The sequence below is a fragment of the Sphingomonas sp. PP-CE-1G-424 genome, from assembly GCF_004341085.1.
Taxonomy (GTDB): Bacteria; Pseudomonadota; Alphaproteobacteria; order Sphingomonadales; family Sphingomonadaceae; genus Sphingomonas.
Map to the genome: position 1 here is coordinate 276,867 of NZ_SLXW01000001.1, position 21,646 is coordinate 298,512.

General features: G+C 66.6%; 18 protein-coding genes. 9 read left to right on the plus strand and 9 right to left on the minus strand.

Features of this window, described 5'->3' with window-relative positions; translation table 11 throughout:
- The first annotated feature begins 43 nt into the window (after window positions 1–43).
- Window positions 44–1,507 (plus strand): diguanylate cyclase, encoded by a 1,464-nt coding sequence (locus tag C8J43_RS01375; protein WP_133029436.1) that lies wholly within the window; start codon window positions 44–46, stop codon window positions 1,505–1,507.
- Between the two features lie 73 nt (window positions 1,508–1,580).
- Complete coding sequence (locus C8J43_RS01380) at window positions 1,581–3,752, plus strand: primosomal protein N' (RefSeq protein WP_133029437.1); 2,172 nt, start codon at window positions 1,581–1,583, stop codon at window positions 3,750–3,752.
- Window positions 3,753–3,934: 182 nt separating this feature from the next.
- On the opposite strand, the gene C8J43_RS01385 is transcribed toward C8J43_RS01380, so the two are convergent.
- The 5 genes from C8J43_RS01385 to C8J43_RS01405 all read right to left on the minus strand — a co-directional run bounded on the left by C8J43_RS01385 (window position 3,935) and on the right by C8J43_RS01405 (window position 8,966).
- The gene (locus C8J43_RS01385) at window positions 3,935–4,189 is read right to left on the minus strand and encodes an ATP synthase F1 subunit epsilon (RefSeq protein ID WP_093399766.1); all 255 of its coding nucleotides are present in this window, start codon (window positions 4,187–4,189) and stop codon (window positions 3,935–3,937) included.
- A gap of 133 nt (window positions 4,190–4,322) precedes the next feature.
- Window positions 4,323–5,804 (minus strand): F0F1 ATP synthase subunit beta, encoded by a 1,482-nt coding sequence (atpD, locus tag C8J43_RS01390; RefSeq protein ID WP_056488474.1) that lies wholly within the window; start codon window positions 5,802–5,804, stop codon window positions 4,323–4,325.
- Window positions 5,805–5,821: 17 nt separating this feature from the next.
- A complete protein-coding gene (locus C8J43_RS01395; protein ID WP_133029438.1) occupies window positions 5,822–6,715 on the minus strand; it encodes a F0F1 ATP synthase subunit gamma in 894 nt (297 codons plus the stop codon).
- A 162-nt stretch (window positions 6,716–6,877) separates the two neighbouring features.
- The gene (gene atpA, locus C8J43_RS01400; protein WP_133029439.1) at window positions 6,878–8,407 is read right to left on the minus strand and encodes a F0F1 ATP synthase subunit alpha; all 1,530 of its coding nucleotides are present in this window, start codon (window positions 8,405–8,407) and stop codon (window positions 6,878–6,880) included.
- Between the two features lie 4 nt (window positions 8,408–8,411).
- Window positions 8,412–8,966, minus strand: a complete 555-nt coding sequence (locus tag C8J43_RS01405) for a F0F1 ATP synthase subunit delta (protein WP_121905252.1) — start codon at window positions 8,964–8,966, stop codon at window positions 8,412–8,414.
- Window positions 8,967–9,299: 333 nt separating this feature from the next.
- On the opposite strand from C8J43_RS01405, the gene C8J43_RS01410 reads away from it, so the two are divergent.
- Window positions 9,300–9,977, plus strand: a complete 678-nt coding sequence (locus tag C8J43_RS01410; protein WP_133029440.1) for a dienelactone hydrolase family protein — start codon at window positions 9,300–9,302, stop codon at window positions 9,975–9,977.
- 280 nt (window positions 9,978–10,257) lie between these two features.
- Here C8J43_RS01410 and C8J43_RS01415 read toward each other — a convergent pair whose 3' ends face one another.
- Window positions 10,258–11,103, minus strand: coding sequence for an oxidoreductase (locus C8J43_RS01415; protein WP_133029441.1), 846 nt, complete (start codon window positions 11,101–11,103; stop codon window positions 10,258–10,260).
- A gap of 113 nt (window positions 11,104–11,216) precedes the next feature.
- Between C8J43_RS01415 and ada the strand changes: the two genes are divergently transcribed.
- Window positions 11,217–12,263: a bifunctional DNA-binding transcriptional regulator/O6-methylguanine-DNA methyltransferase Ada gene (gene ada / locus C8J43_RS01420; RefSeq protein WP_133029442.1), complete on the plus strand. Its 1,047-nt coding sequence runs from the start codon at window positions 11,217–11,219 to the stop codon at window positions 12,261–12,263.
- On the opposite strand, the gene C8J43_RS01425 is transcribed toward ada, so the two are convergent.
- A complete protein-coding gene (locus C8J43_RS01425) occupies window positions 12,239–13,741 on the minus strand; it encodes a trypsin-like peptidase domain-containing protein (protein ID WP_133029443.1) in 1,503 nt (500 codons plus the stop codon). The two genes, ada and C8J43_RS01425, sit on opposite strands and share 25 nt — an antisense overlap.
- 135 nt (window positions 13,742–13,876) lie before the next feature.
- Between C8J43_RS01425 and C8J43_RS01430 the strand changes: the two genes are divergently transcribed.
- From C8J43_RS01430 to C8J43_RS01440, 3 genes are all read left to right on the plus strand, one after another.
- Entirely contained in the window at window positions 13,877–15,424 is a 1,548-nt protein-coding gene (locus C8J43_RS01430; protein WP_133029444.1) for a CpaF family protein, read from the plus strand.
- A gap of 459 nt (window positions 15,425–15,883) precedes the next feature.
- On the plus strand, window positions 15,884–17,098 hold the full coding sequence (locus C8J43_RS01435; RefSeq protein WP_133029445.1) for a hypothetical protein: 1,215 nt from the start codon (window positions 15,884–15,886) through the stop codon (window positions 17,096–17,098).
- Window positions 17,098–18,558 (plus strand): hypothetical protein, encoded by a 1,461-nt coding sequence (locus C8J43_RS01440; protein ID WP_207893306.1) that lies wholly within the window; start codon window positions 17,098–17,100, stop codon window positions 18,556–18,558. The genes C8J43_RS01435 and C8J43_RS01440 overlap by 1 nt, the downstream gene beginning before the upstream one ends.
- Here the strand turns inward: C8J43_RS01440 and C8J43_RS01445 are convergent.
- Both C8J43_RS01445 and phaR read right to left on the minus strand, forming a co-directional pair.
- A complete protein-coding gene (locus C8J43_RS01445) occupies window positions 18,548–18,733 on the minus strand; it encodes a hypothetical protein (RefSeq protein WP_133029446.1) in 186 nt (61 codons plus the stop codon). The genes C8J43_RS01440 and C8J43_RS01445 overlap by 11 nt on opposite strands.
- Before the next feature lie 3 nt (window positions 18,734–18,736).
- Window positions 18,737–19,291 carry a polyhydroxyalkanoate synthesis repressor PhaR gene (phaR, locus tag C8J43_RS01450; protein ID WP_060527198.1) on the minus strand — a complete coding sequence of 185 codons (555 nt, stop codon included), beginning with the start codon at window positions 19,289–19,291 and terminating at the stop codon, window positions 18,737–18,739.
- A 77-nt stretch (window positions 19,292–19,368) separates the two neighbouring features.
- On the opposite strand from phaR, the gene C8J43_RS01455 reads away from it, so the two are divergent.
- A complete protein-coding gene (locus C8J43_RS01455; RefSeq protein WP_243645359.1) occupies window positions 19,369–20,364 on the plus strand; it encodes an alpha/beta fold hydrolase in 996 nt (331 codons plus the stop codon).
- A gap of 33 nt (window positions 20,365–20,397) precedes the next feature.
- Entirely contained in the window at window positions 20,398–21,585 is a 1,188-nt protein-coding gene (locus C8J43_RS01460; protein WP_133029448.1) for an acetyl-CoA C-acetyltransferase, read from the plus strand.
- Window positions 21,586–21,646: the final 61 nt, after the last annotated feature.

A 21,646-nucleotide genomic window follows, 5' to 3' on the forward strand; every position in this document is an offset into this window, starting at 1 on the left:
CAGCAGCAAAGGAAAATTAACATCCCTTCGGTATCCAACAGCCATGTCGCCGAAAGACCTCGTCACAAACGCATTCGCAGACGAAAAACGGCGCGTTGCCGCGCTCCACGCGCTGGCGCTGCTCGATAGCGCACCCGAACGCGAGTTCGACGCGCTCGTCGAACTCGCCGCCGAAATGCTCGGATGCCCGACCGCGTTGATGACTCTCGTCGATAGCGACCGACTGTGGATCAAGGCCGCGGCCGGCGGCGAACGCGGCCAGATCAGCCGCGACATCGGCATGTGCGCGTACACGATCCAGAACCAGGCCCCCCTTGTGATCGAAGACCTCGACACCGATTCGCGGTTCGCGGAGAATCCGCTGGTGCTGGCGGATCGCGGCGCGCGTTTCTACGCGGGAGCGGCGATCCATGCGGTCGACGATCGCGGCGAGCGTCATGCGATCGGCTCGATCTGCGTCATCGATTCGGTGCCGCGCAGCTTGAACGACGCAGGCCGTCGCGCGCTCACGCATCTCGCGACGCTGGCCGAGGTGACCGTCGCGGCGCGGTCCGCCGCGCATCAGGCGATCGCCATCGCGACGACCGCGGACCGACAGGCCGCAACGCTCGCGCGGCAGGATCGTATCTTTCGCCAGGCCGAGCGGATGGCGGCGATCGGATCGTGGCGAACCTCGCTCGACCACCAGCATCTGGACTGGTCGGACGGCGTCTTTCACATCTACGGCCTGCCGGTCGGCCCGGTGCCGGAGATGGAGGTCGCGATGGCGTTCTATCCGCCCCACGCCCGGGACATACTGAGCGGCTGTCTCACGACGACGTTGGAAACGGGCATACCGTTCGATATCGAGGTCGACTTCACCACCGCGCAGGGCGAGCCGCGGCGCGTACGCGTGCTGGGCGAACTCGAGGACGACGCCGGTACGACCATCGGGTTCGTCGGCGTTTTCCAGGACGTGACCGAACGCTATGCGCTCGAATTGAACCTGCGCCGATCCGCCGACACCGATTCGCTCACCGGAATATCCAACCGCGCGGCATTCGATCGGGCGCTCGACGCCGCGATGACCCGGTCGCACACCGACGGCACGCCGCTGCTGCTCGCGCTCATCGACCTCGATGGGTTCAAGGCGATCAACGACACGCTCGGCCACACCTCGGGTGACGACGTGCTGCGTGCGGTCGGCGAGATATTGCAGGCGCCCTGGCTGAAGCAGAGCTTTGCCGCGCGGCTGGGCGGTGACGAATTCGGACTGCTGATCGAGGATCCAGCTCTGACCGCGACGCCCGGCTACATAAGTGCGCGACTGGAGGAAGCGCTGCGCTTTCCGATCGCACTGAACGGTCTGGCGATGATCAGCGCCGGGACGGTCGGGATCACCGCGCTGGAGCCGGACTGCTATGCGATCCGCGACTTCATCCACCAGGCCGATACGATCCTCTACAAGGCGAAGCGCGCGCGGGTCGGCGAACGCCGCCGGGGCGGCGATCGCCGCGCTGCCGCCTGACGCCTGACGCCTTTAAGTCGATGCCTGCTTAGACGGTTCACGCGGAGTCGATCTGTCCCCATATAACGAGACGATGTCGTCCCGCGCCCGTGTCCTGATCCTCAACGCCGCCCTCGGGCCGCTCGACTACCGCGTGCCCGCCGGCATGAGCGTCGAGCCGGGTTCGGTCGTGGTCGCGCCGCTGGGGCCACGGCAGTTGCTCGGCGTGGTGTGGGAGGCGGAGCGGATGCCGTCCGACGCCGAGGTCGGCGACAACCGGTTGCGCAACCTGCTTGCGGTCGCCGACGTGCCGCCGCTGGGCGCACCGCTGCGGCGGCTGGTGGAGTGGACCGCGGATTACTACCTCGCGCCCGCGGCGTCGGTGTTGCGGATGACGCTGGCGTCGACGTCGGCGCTGGAGGGTGCGAGGACCGCGGTCGAGTACCGCGCGACCGGCGTCGTGCCGCCCCGGCTCACCCCACAGCGTGAGCAGGCTCTGGAACGGATCGGCGATCGCCAGGGTCTGATCCGCGAGCTCGCCACGACTGCCGACGTCAGCGACGCGGTGATCCGCGGGCTGGTGAAGGTGGGCGCTATCGAGGCGGTCGAGGTTAGCCTGGACAGCCCCTACCCCGTCCCGAACCCCGCGCATCACGAACCGGTCCTTTCGGAGGATCAGCGCGCGGCGGCAGATGCGCTGGTCGCGGGGGTGGCGGAGCATGCGTTCCACCCGACCTTGCTCGACGGCGTGACCGGTTCGGGCAAGACCGAGGTGTATTTCGAGGCGGTCGCACAAGCGATCCGTGACGGCCGCCAGACTCTGGTGCTGCTGCCCGAGATCGCGCTGACCGAGCCGTTCCTGAAACGCTTCCACGATCGGTTCGGCTGCGAGCCGATCGCGTGGCATTCCGGACTGCGCTCGACCCAGCGGCGGCGTGCTTGGCGGGCGATCGCAAGCGGCGAGGCATTGGTGACGGTGGGTGCACGCTCCGCGCTGTTCCTGCCGTACCGCGACCTCGGGTTGATCGTCGTCGACGAGGCGCACGAGACGAGCTTCAAGCAGGAAGAGGGCGTGCATTATCACGCGCGCGACGTCGCCGTGATGCGCGGCAAGTTCGAGGGGTGTCCTGTCATCCTCGCCTCCGCCACGCCCGCGATCGAGACTCGGCAACAGGTCGTGACCGGGCGGTATGCGGAACTGAAGCTGCCCGGTCGGTTCGGCGCGGCGGAGATGCCGACGATCGAGCCGATCGACCTGATCAAGGAACCGCCCGAGCGCGGCCGCTGGCTCGCCCCGCGGCTCGTCAAGGCGATGCAGGAAACGCTGGAGCGGCGAGAGCAGTCGTTGCTGTTTCTCAACCGGCGGGGGTACGCGCCGCTGACCTTGTGCCGGACGTGCGGGCATCGGTTCCAGTGCCCGAACTGTACGGCGTGGATGGTCGAGCATCGCCTCACGCGGCGATTGGCGTGCCATCATTGCGGACACATCGAGCCGACCCCGCGCGTGTGTCCGGAGTGCAAGGGCGAGGACACGCTCGTCGCGTGTGGGCCGGGCGTGGAGCGGATCGCCGACGAGGTGACGGCGCTGTTCCCCGAGGCGAAGACGGCGGTGGTGACCTCGGACACGATTTGGTCGCCCGCCAAGGCGGCGGAGTTCGTCGGGCGGATGGAAGCGGGTGATATCGATATCGTCGTCGGCACGCAGCTGGTGACCAAGGGCTATCACTTCCCCAACCTGACGTTGGTCGGGGTAGTCGACGCGGACCTCGGTCTGGACGGCGGCGACCTCCGCGCGGCGGAGCGCACGTTCCAGCAGATCCGGCAGGTGTCGGGGCGTGCCGGGCGCGGCGAGAAACCGGGCCATGTGTTCATCCAGACGCACAGCCCCGGCGCGCAGGTGATGCAGGCGCTCATCACCGGCGATGCGGATGCGTTCTACGCGGCGGAGACGGATGCGCGGAAGGACGCGGGGGCGCCGCCCTTCGGGCGCTATGCGGCGATCGTGGTGTCGTCGGAGGACCAGTCTTGCGCGCACGATACCGCCAAGCTCGTGGGCCGTAATGCGCCCGAGGTCGAGGGCATGCACGTCTATGGGCCTGCGCCGGCGCCGCTGGCGATGTTGCGGGGGCGACATCGGTATCGGCTGTTGGTCCATGCGCGGCGAGCGCTGGATGTGCAGGATGTCATCCGGGAATGGCTGGGGAAGCTCGACTGGCCGTCGAAGGTGCGGGTGACGGTGGACGTCGACCCGTATAATTTCTTGTAAGCTCGACGTTACGCCATTCCCCTCCCGTCATCCTGACGAAAGTCAGGATCCAGGGTAACCCGGGGTTGCGCTCCGTGGCTCTGGATCCTGACTTTCGTCAGGATGACGGAGAAAGAAGACGGCGGATGCCCAATCTGGATTCCCGCCGTCACGGGGAAAAACATCTCAGTTAGTTAAAGAGCTTACTCGCCGGCATGTTCGGCGAGGACGGTCAGGCCCTTGGCGTTGACCTCGGCGAAACCGCCCTTGATCGCGATGATCTCGGGTGTGCCGTTCTGCGTGCGGTAAACCTGCACGCCGCCGTCGCGGACCGTCGACATGAAAGGCGCGTGGCCTTCGAGGACACCGAAATCGCCTTCGGTGCCGGGGACGACGACCATGTAGACCTCCTCCGAGCGGACGAGCTTTTCTGGCGTGACGAGTTCGAAATGCAGCATGTCTGGGTCTCACTCCCCTCCCGCATGCGGGAGGGGCCGGGGGTGGGCTCGCGCCATCAGCGTCGCGCGACGTGGAGGGCGGGTGCCCACCCCCCAGCCCCCTCCCGCTTGCGGGAGGGGGAGCAGTAGTAGCTTAAGCCTCGGAAGCCATCTTCTCGGCCTTGGCGACGGCTTCGTCGATGCCGCCGACCATGTAGAACGCCGCCTCGGGGAGGTGATCATACTCGCCCTCGACCACCGCCTTGAACGACCGGACCGTGTCCTCGAGCTGGACGAACTTGCCGCTGATGCCGGTAAAGACCTCGGCGACGTGGAACGGCTGGCTCAGGAACTTCTGGATCTTCCGCGCACGCTGCACGGTGAGCTTATCCTCTTCCGACAGCTCGTCCATGCCGAGAATCGCGATGATGTCCTGCAGCGACTTGTACTTCTGCAAGGTCGACTGGACGGCACGTGCGGTGTCGTAATGCTCCTGGCCGACGACGCGTGGCTCGAGCAGACGCGAGGTCGAATCGAGCGGATCGACTGCCGGGTAGATGCCCAGCTCCGAGATCGCGCGGTTGAGGTTGGTCGTCGCATCGAGATGCGCGAACGACGTCGCCGGTGCCGGATCGGTGAGATCGTCTGCGGGAACGTACACGGCCTGCACCGAGGTGATCGAGCCCTTGTTGGTCGACGTGATGCGCTCCTGCAGCGCACCCATGTCGGTCGACAGCGTCGGCTGATAGCCCACCGCCGACGGAATACGGCCGAGCAGTGCCGAAACCTCTGCGCCCGCCTGCGTGAAGCGGAAGATGTTGTCGACGAAGAACAGCACGTCCTGGCCCTCGACGTCGCGGAAATACTCGGCGATCGTCAGGCCCGACAGCGCGACGCGAGCGCGTGCGCCTGGCGGCTCGTTCATCTGGCCGAACACCAGCGCGACCTTCGAGCCCTCCGACTGCGGATTGCCGTCGGCATCCTTGGCGATGACGCCCGCGTCGAGGAACTCGTGGTACAGATCGTTACCCTCTCGGGTACGCTCGCCGACGCCGGCGAACACCGAAGTGCCGCCATGGCCCTTGGCGATGTTGTTGATCAGCTCCTGGATCAGCACGGTCTTGCCGACGCCGGCGCCGCCGAACAGGCCGATCTTGCCGCCCTTCGCATAGGGTGCGAGCAGGTCGATGACCTTGATGCCGGTGACCAGGATCGCGCTCTCGGTCGACTGGTCGACAAACAGCGGTGCCGAAGCATGGATCGGGGCGGTCGTCTCTGCGCCGACTGGGCCACGCTCGTCGATCGGCTCGCCGATGACGTTGAGGATGCGGCCAAGCGTCTTCGGGCCGACCGGAACGCGGATCTGCGAGCCGGTATCGGTGACGGTCTGGCCGCGGGTCAGACCCTCGGTGGCGTCCATCGCGATCGTGCGAACGGTGTTCTCGCCGAGATGCTGCGCGACTTCGAGCACGAGCCGGTTGCCGTTATTGTCGGTTTCGAGTGCCGACAGAATGGCGGGCAAATTGTCGGGGAAATGCACGTCGACGACCGCACCGATGACCTGCGAGATGCGGCCGGTGTTGTTGGTGGCCTTGGGGGCGAGCGTGGTTCCGAGGGTCTCTGGGGCGGTTGCCATTGTCTGCTTCCTTGGACTTACTTGAGCGCTTCGGCGCCCGAGATGATTTCGACCAGCTCGGTCGTGATCGCGGCTTGGCGGGTACGGTTATACTGGATCGAGAGACGCGTGATCATGTCGCCGGCATTACGCGTGGCGTTGTCCATCGCGTTCATGCGGCTGCCCTGCTCCGACGCTGCGTTTTCGAGCAGAGCGCGGAAAATCTGGATCGCGACGTTGCGCGGCAGGAGATCGGCGAGGATCGCTTCCTCGTCGGGCTCATACTCGACCACGGCTTCGGCGGGCGCGCCCGGCTTGGCTTCCGCACCGGGGATCGCCGACAGCGGGATCGGGATGATCTGGATACCCGTCGGAACCTGCACCAGCGCCGAGACGAACTTCGCGTAGAACAGGTGCGCGACGTCAAACTGGCCTTCGCCGAAGCGCTTGATCAGGTCTTCGGAGATCTCCTGCGCGTCGCTGAACGCGAGCCGCTTGATCTGCCCCATCTCGTGATCGGCGATGATGTCGTTCGGGAAGAAGCGCTTGATCACGCGCCCCTTCTTGCCGGCGACGTAGAACTTCACGGTCTTGCCTGCCGCGATCAGCTCCTCGGCCTTGCGACGTGCCGCGCGGACGATGTTGGTGTTGAACGCACCGGCCAGGCCACGCTCCGACGTCGCGATGACGATCAGGTGGACCTGGTCCTTGCCGGTGCCCGCGAGCAGCGGAGATGCGCCCGGCGCAATGCCGACGCGCCCCGCGAGGCTCGCCATCACCGCTTCGAGACGCTCGGCATACGGACGCCCGGCGACCGCCGCGTCCTGCGCCCGGCGCAGCTTCGCGGCGGCGACCATCTTCATCGCCTTGGTGATCTTCTGCGTCGACTTCACCGAGCCGATGCGGATCTTGAGGGCCTTAAGTGATGCCATCTTCTCTTCCTGCTCCCTCGCTCCTCACAGAGGAGGGTCGGATTACACGCTCTGCTCCCTCTCCCCGTCGGGGAGAGGGTCGGGGTGAGGGGCAGTTGCAAAGCGCAACGCCCGGTACAACCCCTCACCCCAGCCCTCTCCCCGCAGGGGAGAGGGAGTTAATCAGGCAAACGTCTTCGCGAACGCTTCGAGCGCTGCCTTCAGCTTGTCCTTCGCCTCGTTACCCAGGTCGCGGGTATCGCGGATCAGCGTCAGCACGTCGGCGTGGTTCGCGCGCATGTCGGCCAGCAGCGCCTGCTCGTAGCGGGTCACGTCGGCAACCGGCACCTTGTCGAGATAGCCGCTGGTACCAGCGAAGATCGACACGGTCTGCTCCTCGAACGGCAGCGGCGAGAACTGCGCCTGCTTCAGCAGCTCGGTCAAACGAGCACCACGGTTGAGCAGCTTCTGCGTCGACGCATCGAGATCCGACCCGAACTGCGCGAACGCCGCCATCTCGCGGTACTGCGCCAGCTCGAGCTTGATCGAGCCCGACACCTTCTTCATCGCCTTGGTCTGAGCCGCCGAACCGACGCGGCTGACCGACAGGCCGACGTTGATCGCCGGACGCACGCCCGAGAAGAACAGGTCGGTTTCGAGGAAGATCTGGCCGTCGGTGATCGAGATCACGTTGGTCGGGATGTACGCCGAAACGTCGCCCGCCTGCGTCTCGATGATCGGCAGCGCGGTCAGCGAGCCGCCGCCGTTCGCGTCCGACATCTTCGCCGCACGCTCGAGCAGGCGGCTGTGCAGATAGAACACGTCGCCTGGATAAGCCTCACGGCCCGGGGGACGACGCAGCAGCAGCGACATCTGGCGATAGGCGACCGCCTGCTTCGACAGATCGTCATAGCAGATCAGTGCGTGCATGCCGCGATCGCGGAAATACTCGCCCATCGCGACGCCGGTGTACGGCGCGAGATACTGAAGCGGTGCGGGGTCCGACGCGGTCGCGGCAATGACGATGGTATATTCCATCGCGCCGTTCTCTTCGAGCGTCTTGACCAGCTGTGCGACGGTCGAGCGCTTCTGGCCAATCGCGACATAGACGCAATACAGCTTCTTCGACTCGTCGTCGCCGGCGTTGGCGATCTTCTGGTTGATGAACGCGTCGATCGCGACGGCGGACTTGCCGGTCTGGCGATCGCCGATGATCAGCTCGCGCTGGCCACGGCCGACGGGGACGAGTGCGTCGATCGCCTTCAGGCCGGTCTGGACCGGCTCGCTGACCGACTGGCGCGGGATGATGCCCGGTGCCTTCACTTCGACGCGGCTGCGCTCGGTGGTGTGGATCGGGCCCTTGCCGTCGATCGGGTTGCCGAGGCCATCGACCACGCGGCCGAGCAGCTCCTTGCCGATCGGCACGTCGACGATCGTGCCGGTGCGCTTGACGATGTCGCCTTCCTTGATCTCGGAATCGCTCCCGAAGATCACGACGCCGACGTTATCGGCCTCGAGGTTGAGCGCCATGCCCTGCACGCCGTTCGAGAATTCGACCAGCTCGCCGGCCTGGACGTTGTCGAGGCCGAAGATGCGCGCGATGCCGTCGCCGACGCTCAGCACCTGGCCGGTCTCGCTGACCTGGGCCTCGGTGCCGAAATTGGCGATCTGATCCTTGATGATCTTCGAGATTTCTGCGGCGCGGATATCCATTAGCTTAGCCCTTCATCGCGTGCGCGAGAGTGTTGAGACGCGTCTTGATCGACGAATCGATCATCTGGCTGCCGACGCGGACGACGAGTCCACCCAGCAACGATGGGTCGACGCTGAGGTCGACGGAAACTTCACGGCCGACCCGCTGGCGGAGCTGATGCTTCAGCTCGATCACCTGCTCGTCGGTCAGCGGATGTGCGGACGTCACCTCGGCCGCGATCTCGCCGCGATGCTGCGCGGCAAGTGTACGGAAAGCCTTGATGATCTTCGGTAGCGCGCCGAGCCGGTGGTTCTCGGCGAGGACACCGAGAAAGCTCTTGGTGGTCGCATCGACGCCGAGCTCGTCGGCGACTGCGGAGACCGCCTTCACGGCGGCGCCACGCGACACCATCGGGCTGGACGTCAGCGTGCGGAAGTCCTCCGACTGCGCGAGCGCGTCACGCACATTCGCCAGGCTCGACTCGACCGCGTCGATCGTCTTCGCGTCACGCGCGAGTTCGAACAGGGCCAGCGCATAACGCCCGCCTAAGCTCGCTTGAATACCGCCGGATGTCTCCACGGACCTGTCAATCCTCGCCTGAAACCGAAATAGTGCCGTCCCACAGGGGAAGAGGGCGCGAAAGCACCTCTCATGGGACGCGGCGCGGGTAGCATCGGGTTCGCGGATTGGCAACCCGGCGGGAGGGTCAGAGGCACGGGTTTGTGACTGTTTTGTCATTGATCGAAGGTTGGACGGTTATGATTCCGCCCCTCCCCGTCATCCCCGCGCAGGCGGGGATCCATATCCTCCGGACCCAGCTCTTTCACCGCACGGCCTGCCACTATGGGGTCCCGCCTCCGCGGGAATGACGGTATTGGGCAGGCGTAACGACCAATCGACGGGGACGAGAGAATGACCGGCACGATGGAAACGATGACGATGTCCGACGGCGCGACCGTCGCGGTCTATCACGCGCAGCCGACCGGCGAGCGTCGCGGCGGCCTCGTGCTGGTGCAGGAGATTTTCGGCGTGACCGACCACATCCGCGACCTCTGCGACGAGTACGCTGCCGATGGCTACGAGGTGCTGGCCCCGGCCCTGTTCGACCGCGAGCATCCCGGTTTCGAGGCCGACTATTCGGGCGAAGGCCTCGCGCGCGGTGTCGAACTCGCGCGCCAGCTCCACCCGTTCGACCTGTCGCTGAAGGACGTCCAGACCTGCATCGACACGCTCGCCCCCGCCGGGCCGGTGTTCGTGGTCGGCTATTGCTATGGCGGCTCGATCGCGTGGTTCGCCTCTACCAAGCTGACGGGAGTCGCAGCGGCGAGCGGCTATTACGGTAGCATGATCCCGGCCGCGGCGGACGAGGAACCCAAGGTGCCGGTGATCCTGCACTTCGGCCGTCACGATCACGGCATCCCAATGGAGGGCGTCGAGCAGGTCATCGCCAAGGATTGGCCGAATGCGACGGTGTATGTCTACGAGGCGGGCCACGGGTTCAATTCGGACCGGCGGAAGGATTACCACGAGCCTAGTGCGGACCTTGCCAAGCAGCGCACGCTGGAGTTGTTCCGCGCCAACGGGGGCTGACCCGCCGTACCCTATTTGGCATCACCCCGGCGAAGGCCGGGGCCCAATTGGAAAGGTGGCAATAACTGAGGGACGCGCTCAGTTAGCGACGCCCCCCATTTGGACCCCGGCCTTCGCCGGGGTGGTGGCTTTTGGTAGGGCCCATGCAACAAGGTCCTCGGCGCCAGCTGCCGCTACAAACGCGGAGGCATCCCCTGCTTCCTTGTTCTCCCGCGAAGGCGGGAGCCCAGTCTGGGTCCCCGCCTTCGCGGGGAAACAATTCTCTGCCGCTCGGTCGAGATCACTCGCCCGGGAAATCCGCCCCCAGGCTATCCGCCTTGTGTGCCTCGATCTCCTTCAGCCGCTCCGCCAGTTTCTTCGTCACCGCATCATACCCCCAAGCGCCCAGCACCAGATGCCGCGGCGGGTTCGCGTCCTCGGTCAGCGCGATCATCGCCTCGCCGGCCCGCACCGGGTCACCCGCCTGCGTCCCGCTAACCTCACGTGTCCCATCCAGCCGCTTGCCCGCCGTGTCCGCATAGTCGGCGATCTTCACCGGCGTCTGCTTCAGCGAACGTCCGGCCCAATCCGTCCGGAACGGCCCCGGCTCGACGCAGGTCACGTCGATCCCAAGCGGCTTCACCTCGGCCAGCAATGCGTCGGACCAACCCTCGACCGCATGCTTCGACGCGGCATAATAGCCCGAGCCCGGGAACCCGACCTGGCCCGCGACCGAGGTGATGTTGATGATATTACCGCTCTTCTGCGCACGCATCACTGGCAGCACCGCGCGAGTCAGCGCGAACAACCCGAACACGTTCGCATCGAACTGCGCGCGGATTTCGGACTCGACGCCCTCCTCGACCGACGCCTGGTAGCCATAGCCCGCATTGTTCACGAGCACGTCGATCCGACCGAACTTGGCCTTAGCCTGCGCCACGGCATCGTCGATCTGCGCCTGCTCCGTCACATCGAGCGACAGCGCGAGCGCACGATCCTCGGCGCCTTCCGCCAGATCCGCGACGCGCTCAGCATCCCGCGCAGTAACCACCGCACGCCAACCGCGCGCGAGCACGAGCTTGGCGAGTTCGCGGCCGAAACCGGTCGAGCAGCCGGAAATGAACCAGACGGGCGTGTCGGAGGCCATGAAACATCTTTCGTTAGGGGGTATGCACGGAAGAACGGCCGGACCGCCGATTGGCTCCGCTTTGAGCGCAAGCCACGGGATGCGCGCGCGTCGCGACCGGCTATACCGATTCAATGAGCATCGCCCCCGACACCGAAACCGCCTGGACCGCATTCGAAGCCCGCGACCGGGCGTGGGACGGCCGGTTCGTCGTGGGCGTGAAGACCACCGGCATCTACTGCAAGCCAAGCTGTCCCGCGCGCCACCCCAAGCGCGAAAACGTCACCTTCCACCCCGACCCAGCCAGCGCCCGCGCCGCCGGCTTCCGAGCCTGCCTGCGCTGCACCCCCGACGAAGTCGGCCGCGACCGCATCGCCGTCGTCGCCGCGGTCGCCCTTCTCGAAGCCGCCGAAGACCGCCTCTCACTGGAGGAGGTCGCCGCGAAAGTCGGCTACGCGCCGCACCATTTCCACCGCCTGTTCAAGCGCGCCACCGGCGTCACCCCCGCCGCCTACGCGCGGGCGCTCCGCACCAGCCGCGCGGCCAACGCCTTATCGGAGGACTCGACCGTGACCGAAGCGATCTACGACGCCGGCTATTCCGCCCCCAGCCGCTTCTACGAGGCCGACGCCAAGCGGCTCGGCATGGCCCCCAGCGCTTGGGCGCGCGGCGGCGACGGCGTCACGATCCGCTGGACCACCGCCGACACGAGCCTCGGCGCGCTGTTTGTCGCCGCGACCGACAAGGGCCTGTGCCGCGTATCGTTCGACGAAGACGCCGAGGAACTCCGCCGCCGCTTCCCCAACGCCACGATCGAACCCGGCGACGAAGCCCTCGCGGATTTGGCGGCGCACATTGTCGCAGCCGTGGAGTCCCCCGACCGCGACCATGACCTCCCGCTCGACGTCCGCGGCACGGCGTTCCAAGAAGCGATCTGGCAAGCCCTACGTACCATCCCGATCGGCGAAACCCGCACCTACAGCGAACTCGCAGCGCTTGCCGGCCGCCCCGCCGCGGTTCGCGCCGCCGGCACCGCCTGCGGGCAAAACCCGGTATCGATCGTCATCCCCTGCCACCGCGCGCAACGCATCGGCGGCGCGCTCGGCGGCTACGCCTACGGCCTCGATCGCAAGCGCGCGCTCCTGGCCTCCGAAGCTCAGCGCGCAGACTTGCAGGAATAAACCAGCTTCTCGTTCGGCAGCGGCGGCAACACCGCACGCACCGCCGCCTGCTGCCCCGCGAGCCGACCCAATGCGGCGTCGTCCATGTTGCACACGTTCGGCACGACGCCCCGCGCAGTCCGCGCCGCCTCCATCCCCGCCGCCGACATAAGATAGCGCGTGTTCGAATAGACGCGCGTCGCCGGATCGAACGAGAGGACGGACACGGTCTGCTCGGCATCGGGCACCAGCACGCGGTCCCAGCGACCATTCGCGGCGACATATTGCGTCTTGCCGTTCACGCAGCCCTTGGCGCCCCAGTCGATCGGGACGTCCTCGCTGGACGAGATCGTGATCCGGCTACGCTCGGGTATCAGCGTGCACATCAGCTTGCCGAGCGCCGCATCGGGCGTCGATATCCGCGTCTTGGGCAGCGCCGACAGCGGCACGTCGACCTCACCCGAAGGCCGCAGCACGAACACGATGATCGCGACCAGCACGCTCAGCCCGCCGATCGACACCGCCCAAATCGCCTGCCGCCGCTGCCCGCGGGATTCGAGCAACCCCGCACTCCCGATCACCAGAGCTCCTGCCACCAGCAGCAGCCCGGCGAGCGCCATCACGTTCTCGCGGCTGCGCGACGCCTCGGTCCGCGCCTTCTCCAGCGCGACTTCGCGGGTCATCGCATCCTGCGTCGCGGCGTCGCGCTTGGCGGACGCCGCATCGGCGGTCGCGCGCGCATCCGCGTCGGCGTCCTGCCGCAAGCGATCCTCGATCGACGTGCACCCCGTCCCGATCGACGCATAAGGCTGTTTCGCATCGTGGAGGAAGCCCGCCAGCTCGGTATCCGCGATCGCGAACCCGAACGTCGAATCGCCCTCTTCGCCGCGCGTGATCGCCGAGTTCACCCCGATCACCCGCCCGCACCGATCGAGCAGCGGCCCACCGGAGTTCCCCCGCGCAATGCTGGCGGTATGGAGAAGCACCTCGACGCCGCTCAGCACGCGCCGCCCGGAAAGCACGCCCTCGGACCGCACTGGCGTCATCGGCCGGATGTAATCCGCCGCCGACCGCGCCGTCGCCAGGTCGACGTTGCCGGGGAAGCCGAGCGACACCACCGCGTCACCCTCGGTCATCGGCCCGGTATACAGCGCGCTCGGCGGCAGGCGCGCGCCGGTGAACTCGATCAACGCAAGGTCGCGCTGCGAATCATACGCTATCACCTTGCCCTGGTACGACTTGCTGCCCTCGGTCGGGACGATGCCGACGACGACGTTGTCGGGATAGCGCTCGGCGAGATCGACGACGTGCGCGTTGGTGACGATCCGGTTGGGCGCGATCGCGAAACCGCTGCCGTGGCCGAAGCCGACCACCTGATCGTCGACCACCGCGATCGTCACGACGCGCACGACGCCGCGCCCGGTGGCGGCGATGTCGTCCGCAGACGCGGAACTCGCCAACCCGAAAGTCAGCGCGAGAAGGAGGAGCAGGCGGATCATGCACCAGCCTTCGGGGAGTTACGCGCGGCGATCAACCCTCGGCTCTTATAGGTCGCCCCCCGCACGTCCGGTTTGGTTAGCGAATTATCAAGCCTTGGCGCGTAACCCCTTAGGCAATCATCCGGGGATTTGGGCATGAGCGCATTCGGGCGTCGTAGTGGCATGAGCGGGGGGCAGAACGGGGCGCAAGCGGTGCGTCCCGCATTCGGCGTCGCCCGTCCCATGCAGGGTAGCGGTCCTGCACCGCGGCCCGAACCCGAAGGCGGCGCGCAATTTCCGCCGATAGACTCGCTGCCGATGCCCGGCGAGAGCGACGGCTTCGGCCCCGGCACGATGCCCGCCGGACAGCTGGACGCGATGCAGCGCCTGTCCGATCGCCAGAACGCCAGCGGCGAGGCGGGCAACAGCCGCGTCGAGGGCTTCGAACAGTCGATCCACAAGATCAAGGAGCAGGTCCTCCCACGGCTGCTCGAACGTGTCGATCCCGAAGCTGCGGCAACGCTCAACAAGGACGAGCTGGCCGAGGAATTCCGCCCGATCATCGGCGAAGTGCTCGCCGAACTGAAGCTGACGCTCAACCGCCGCGAACAGTTCGCGCTCGAAAAAGTGCTGGTCGACGAACTGCTCGGGCTCGGGCCGTTGGAGGAGTTGCTGGCGGATCCGAACATCACCGACATCATGGTGAACGGCCCCGAGCAGACCTATGTCGAGCGCAAGGGCAAGCTCGAACTCGCGCCGATCCAGTTCCGCGACGAGGAGCATCTGTTCCAGATCGCACAGCGGATCGTCAATTCGGTCGGCCGTCGCGTCGACCAGACCTCGCCGCTCGCCGATGCGCGCCTCAAGGACGGCTCGCGCGTCAACGTGATCGTCCCGCCGCTGTCGCTTCGCGGCACCGCCATCTCGATTCGTAAATTCTCCGCCAAGCCGATCACGCTCGACATGATGGCGGGCTTCGGCTCGATGTCGCCCAAAATGGCGACTGCACTGAAGATCGCCGGGGCCTCGCGGTTCAACGTGGTGATCTCGGGCGGTACCGGCTCGGGCAAGACGACGATGCTCAACGCGCTGTCGAAGATGATCGACCCCGGCGAACGCGTGCTGACGATCGAGGACGCTGCCGAGCTTCGCCTGCAACAGCCGCACTGGCTCCCGCTCGAAACGCGTCCGGCCAATTTGGAGGGCCAGGGCGAGATCTCGATCCGCGATCTCGTCAAGAACGCGCTGCGTATGCGTCCTGACCGGATCATCCTGGGCGAAATTCGTGGCTCCGAGTGTTTCGACATGCTCGCGGCCATGAACACGGGTCACGATGGCTCGATGTGCACGCTTCACGCCAACTCTCCCCGCGAAGCCTTGGCGCGTATGGAGAACATGGTGATGATGTCCGACATCAAGGTGCCGAAGGAAGCCATCTCGCGCCAGATCGCCGACTCGGTCGAGCTGATTATCCAGGTAAAGCGCCTACGCGACGGCTCGCGCCGGGTGACCAACATCACCGAGGTGATCGGCATGGAGGGCCCGGTGATCGTCACGCAGGAGTTGTTCAAGTTCGAGTATCTCGACGAGTCGGCCGACGGGAAGATTCTCGGCGAATACCGGTCGATGGGGCTCAGGCCGTATACGCTCGAGAAGGCTAAGCAGTTCGGGTTCGACCAGGCATATCTGGAAGCGTGTCTGTAATGTCGGAAGCGTACCTGTAGAAGAGCATAGCTAACCCTCCCGCCACCACCCCGGCGAAGGCCGGGGCCCAATTGGCAAGGCTGCAGTAACGATGCGCTGTCCTTAGTTAGCACCGTCCCCCAATTGGGCCCCGGCCTCCGCCGGGGTGGTGCATTTTGAGAGCGTTCCGCGCATCCAAGATTGCTCTGACTCAACCTGATTCTCATCAGGCCAGTTTTGCAGGGCTAGCTTCGGCAGGCTCACCCGTCTTCTGTTCCCTCGCGAACGCGGGGGTCCAGGAGCCCCGAACGCCCCCGCCCCTAATCCTGGGCTCCCGCCTCCGCAGGAGAACGAGGAGTGTTGCGGTAAGATTGGCGGGATCGGATCAACATAGAGAGCTGAACGCGCACCCGGTCGCCAACCCACCCCGGCGAAGCCCCCGCTTGTACGCCGCCACCGACCCGCTACGGACACCCGCACATGCGTCGCGCTCTTCTCACGCTCGTCCCGCTCCTCGCGGTCCTCACCGTTTCCGCACGCGAGCCGACCGTGCCGACGCCCGCCATCTCTCCCGAAGCGCGCGATCGCGGCGTCTATCATCTTGCCACCGATGCCGAGGCGCGCTGGGTGCCGTTCGATCTCACCCCCGGCAACCAGATCCGCTTCACGATGCAGCTCGACGGCCGAAAGGTCACTGCGATCCTCGATACCGGCGTCAGCTATACCTTGCTCGCCAAGGCATCCCCCGCGGTCGACACTGCCAAGCTGGTCGCCGGCGGCAGCGCAGCCGCGATCGGCGGATCGGTCGCGCTGGGCTGGATGCCGACGCGCTCGCTAGCACTCGGCGGGCTCGCGCGGACCGGCGGCGGCGTGGCCGTCGCGAGCCTTCCCGCGATCGCCACCGGCAGCGCCGCCGCGGTCGACCTGCTGGTCGGCGCAGACCTGCTCGCGGGGTATGCGCTCGACATCGATTATGCCGCGCACCGCTTCCGCCTGCTCCGCTCGGGCCGCATGCCGTTCAAGGGCGAGACCGCCCCGCTGCGAATTTCCACGCAGCGCACCGTCTACGAAAGCGCGATCATGCTCGGCGGCCGACGCCTTGCGCCAATCGTCGTCGATACCGGCGATGGCTCGTCGATCACCGTCACCGCCGCCGGATGGCACGCCGCGAACCTGAAGGCGCTGCGAACCACCACCGCGATCGCGTTCGGCTTGGCAGGCCCCACCGTCAGTGGCCTCGCGATCGTCCCCTATCTCCGCGTCGGCGCGTTGGTCGCGCGCGAAACCGAAGTGCGGATCGAGCCCGCCGGCGGATTTTCCCAGACGATCGGGACCGCCGGCCGGATCGGCTCGGGCTTTCTCCAGAGCTACCGCGTGCTGCTCGATCCCGGCGCACGCCACATGATCCTCCGCCGAGGCCCCCGCGCCTACCGGCCGCCGCTGCGCTCGACCAGCGGGTTGCTCATCGGCATCGAGAACGATCGGCTCAAGGTGCTCCACGTCATGCGCGGCGGGCCCGCAGCCGCTAGCTGGAAGGACGGCGATATGATCTGCATGATCGATGGCGCAGCGGTACCCCGAGATTACGCGACAAATTCGATCGCCGCCTGGTCGGCCGGCGCACCCGGCCGCGTCGTCAGTCTCGGGCTGTGCGATGGTTCGACGCGCGCCCTTACTCTGCGGAATTTCTACTGATGCCGCGCAATCGGTGGGTGCAGGCGCTGATCCTGCTGCTGGTCGCGCTGGCGGTCCGGGCATGGGATTTCGGCAATCCGGTGATCGATCCCGACCAGCAATATTACCTGCTCGTCGGCGATCGCCTGCTGCACGGTGCGGTGCCCTATATCGATATCTGGGACCGCAAGCCAATCGGGCTGTTCCTGCTGTTCGCCGGCATCCGGACGCTCCCCGGCAACGGCATCCTCGCCTACCAGCTGATGGCAACGTTGTGCGCGTGGGCGACCGCGATCGTCGTCGCCCGCGCCGCGAAGACTATCGGAGCAAGCGATCGCGGCGCGCTGGGCGCAGGGGCCGCCTATCTGCTGGTCATCGCGCTGGTCGGCGGCATCGGTGGGCAGGCCCCCGTCTTCTACAATCTGCCGATGGCGGTCGCCGGTCTGCTGACGCTCCAGCTTCCCGCCAAGGCCGCCGCCGGCCAGACCCGCGCGATCGTCGTCAGCGGTATCGCCGCCTGCCTGCTCGCAGGGATCGCGATCCAGCTGAAGTACACGCCGATGTTCGAAGGCGCGGCGTTCGGCCTCGCGCACATCTGGTTCCTCGCGTGCACCCGCGCAAAATGGCGACACGTCATCCTCGCAGCGGCGGTGTGGGCGATGATGGGTCTGGCACCGACGCTCGCCGCGATCGGCTGGTATCGCGCGCAGGGGCCGGCGGCGTTCGATGCGTTCTGGTTCGCCAACGTCACGTCGATCGCGCTGCGCAGGGGCTATTCGGCGAGCGATCTCGCGATGCGGTTGCTCGGCATCGCCGCACAGCTGTCGCCACTGATCCTCGCCGCCGTCCTGACGTGGCGGACCCGGCCGCGCGGCGACGTGGCAAGCGAAACGATGCTGGTCGGTTACGCCTGGCTCGGCTTTGCGCTGGCGGGGTTCTTCGCGATCGGCACGTTCTTCGACCATTACGCGCTGCCGCTGGTAGCACCGCTGGCGATCCTCGCCGCGCCGACGCTCGGGCGTTCGATCCGCTTGCTGATCCTGACCCTGGGCGTGGCGATCGCGATCCTGATCGCCAAACGCCTGCTCCATTCCAGCGACGCTGCCGGTGCCTATGCGGTCGCGCATGTCGTCGAAGCGAACAGCGGCAACGAATGCCCGTACGTCTTCATCGGCGACACCATCACCTACCATCTCGCGCACGCCTGCCTGCCGACCGCCTATGCCTTCCCCAATCTGCTCGCCTACGACACCGAACAGGGCGCGACCGGGATCGACGAAGCCGCCGAAGTCCGCCGCATCCTCGCCAAGCGCCCACCGGTGATCGTCACGTCGGACCGGCGCCTGTCGATCTGGAACCGAGGCAGCCTGCGCGCGGTCAAGGCGGCGCTCGCGCGCGATTACCGCCCCGTCTTCACGACTCCGCGGAACAGCTGGCACACCGTCGTCTATCTCCGGAATGATCGCGCGTTCAGGTCTTGAACGCCAGCCCCACGGTCACCGCAAGCGCGATCAACGCCAGCATCTGCACCGTCGGCCAGTCCACCCAGCCGACCGAGTCCGGATCGCGCCGCCGTCGCCTGCGCCGTTCCCCGAACCCCGCGACGATGGCGAGCGCGGCCAGCCCGCCACTCGCACTCCACAACACCGGCGCCATCACTCAGCCGAGCTTCTCGACCTTTTCCTGCAACTTGGCTAGCTCGCTGCGCAGCGCGGCGATCTCGTCGTCCTTGCTGGCGGGCGCGGCCGCCGGTGCAACGCCACCCGCAGCACCGGGCTTGAACGCCTGGGTCGCGACGTCGAACATCTCGAGGTTGCGCTTGGCCAGATCGGCAAACGGCGAGTTCGCAAATGCGCCCTCGACCGCGGATTTAAACTGGTCGTGGTTGCGACGGAAGCTGTCCATGGACGCCTCCAGATACCCCGGCACCATCGTCTGCATCGAATCGCCGTACATCGAGATCAGCTGGCGGAGGAAGTTCACCGGCATCATCGTCTCTCCGCGGCTCTCCTCCTCCATGATGATCTGTGTTAAGACGTTGTGCGTGATGTCCTCGTCGGTCTTCGCATCGACCACCTTGAAGTCGCGCCCCTCGCGGGTCATCGTCGCGAGATGATCCAGCGTGATGTAGGATGACGACTCGGTGTTATAGAGCCGCCGGTTGGCGTACTTCTTGATGATGACGATTCCGTCGGCAGCCGGTTGCTTCTTCATTGATCCCCCGTCTTATGTTTGAAACGGAGGCTACAGTCTTTGATGACGCACCGCAACAAGGTCCGAGGCCCTTACCCTTGTTCCTCAACGTGCTGCGCAGCGAGACCGCAGCATCGCCCGATCGGATGGCGCGCGCGCTAGCGGGATTGCGCGCGTATCAGCGCGCGACGCGAGAGAAGCGCCCCGATCCCAAGCCTGCGATCCACCGCGCCGGACGCGTCGCGTTACGCGATTACGGCGGCGAAGGCCGTCCCGTCGTGTTCGTCCCGTCGCTGATAAATCCGCCCGACATCCTAGATCATTCGCCCGAGTCTTCGCTGCTGCAATGGACCGCCGCGCAGGGGTTTCATGCGTGGCTGGTCGACTGGGGATCGCCCGGCAGCGAAGATCGCGATCTCGATCTGGCGGCGCATGTCGAACGCTTGCTGGTGCCGCTGCTCCAGGCACTCCCCGAACCACCGGTGCTGGTCGGCTATTGCCTCGGCGGCACGCTCGCACTCGGTGCCGCCGCGATCACGCCGACCGCCGGAGTCGCGACGATCGCCGCGCCGTGGCACTTCGAAGGCTATGGCGAGGGCCGTCCCACGCTCGCCGCGACCTGGGCCGCGGTCCAGCCCGCCGCCGCGATGCTCGGCGTCCTGCCGATGGAAGTGCTGCAAGCCGGCTTCTGGCAACTCGACCCCGCGCGCACGATCGCCAAATACGAAGCCTTCGCTGACCTCGCCGCCGACAGCGACGCGGCGCGCGCGTTCGTCCGGCTCGAGGATTGGGCGAATGCCGGCGCGCCCCTCCCCTACGCCGCCGCCGCCTCGCTGTTCGAGGACTGCATCGCCAACGACCTGCCCGGCAAAGGGCGGTGGGTCATCGCCGGCACCCCGGTCGATCCGCTCGCGCTCGCCTGCCCCATGGTCGAGTTCGTCTCGCTGACCGACCGCATCGTCCCTGCCGCCACTGCGATCGGCCTCGCCGACCGCCGCGACCTCGGCGCAGGCCATGTCGGCATGATCGTCGGCCGCTCCGCACGCTCGCGCCTCTGGGAACCGCTCGCCAACTGGATCGCCGCACTCGACTGACCTACATGGGGTCCAACCATAGAGGATCCCGACATGACCGACCAGCTTCCTACCGACGTCGTCATCACCGCCGCCAAGCGCACCCCCGTCGGCAGCTTCCTCGGCGCGTTCGCTGCCACCCCAGCACACGAACTCGGCCGCATCGCGATCGAAGCCGCGCTTGAACAGGCAGGCGTCGCCGGCGAAGACGTCTCCGAAGTCATCCTCGGCCAGGTCCTCACCGCCGCCCAAGGCCAGAACCCCGCCCGCCAGGCCTCGATGGCTGCCGGCGTGCCGAAGGAAATCCCCGCCTGGGGCGTCAACCAGGTCTGCGGCTCGGGCTTGCGCGCGGTCGCCCTCGCGGCGCAGGCGATCCAGACTGGCGACGCGACCATCGTCGTTGCGGGCGGCCAGGAATCGATGTCGCTTTCCGCGCACGCGCAGTCGATCCGCGGCGGCCAGAAGATGGGCAACCTCAGCCTCGTCGACACGATGGTCAGCGACGGCCTGACCGACGTCTTCAACGGCTATCACATGGGCATCACCGCCGAGAACCTCGCCGAGCAATACCAGGTCACGCGCGGCGAGCAGGACGCCTTCTCGGTCGCCTCGCAGAACAAGGCCGAGGCGGCCCGCGGCTCGGGCCGCTTCAAGGACGAGATCGCCCCCGTCACGATCAAGGGCCGCAAGGGCGACACTATCGTTGCAGACGACGAATACATCCGCGCCGGTGCGACGATTGAGAGCGTCTCGGGTGTGAAGCCCGCGTTCAAGAAGGACGGCACCGTGACCGCAGCCAATGCCAGCGGCCTCAACGACGGCGCCGCAGCCCTCGTCATGATGCGCCGGGACGAAGCCGAACGTCGCGGCTCGACCATCCTCGCGACGATCAAGAGCTGGGCCTCGGCCGGCGTCGACCCCTCGATCATGGGCATCGGCCCCGTTCCCGCAACCAAGCGCGCACTGGAGAAGGCCGGCTGGACGCTCGCCGACCTCGACCTCATCGAAGCCAACGAAGCCTTCGCCGCCCAGGCGCTGTCGGTCGGCAAGGAACTCGGCTGGGACGCATCGAAGGTCAACGTCAACGGCGGCGCGATCGCCATCGGCCACCCGATCGGTGCCAGCGGCGCGCGCGTCCTGACGACGCTGATCTACGAAATGCAAAAGCGCGACGCCAAGAAGGGGCTCGCAACGCTCTGCATCGGCGGCGGCATGGGCATCGCGATGTGCGTCGAGCGTTAAACCCACTTTGGTAGCAATGTGACGCTTATGTCACATTGCTTGACAAAACAGTGTGTGAATG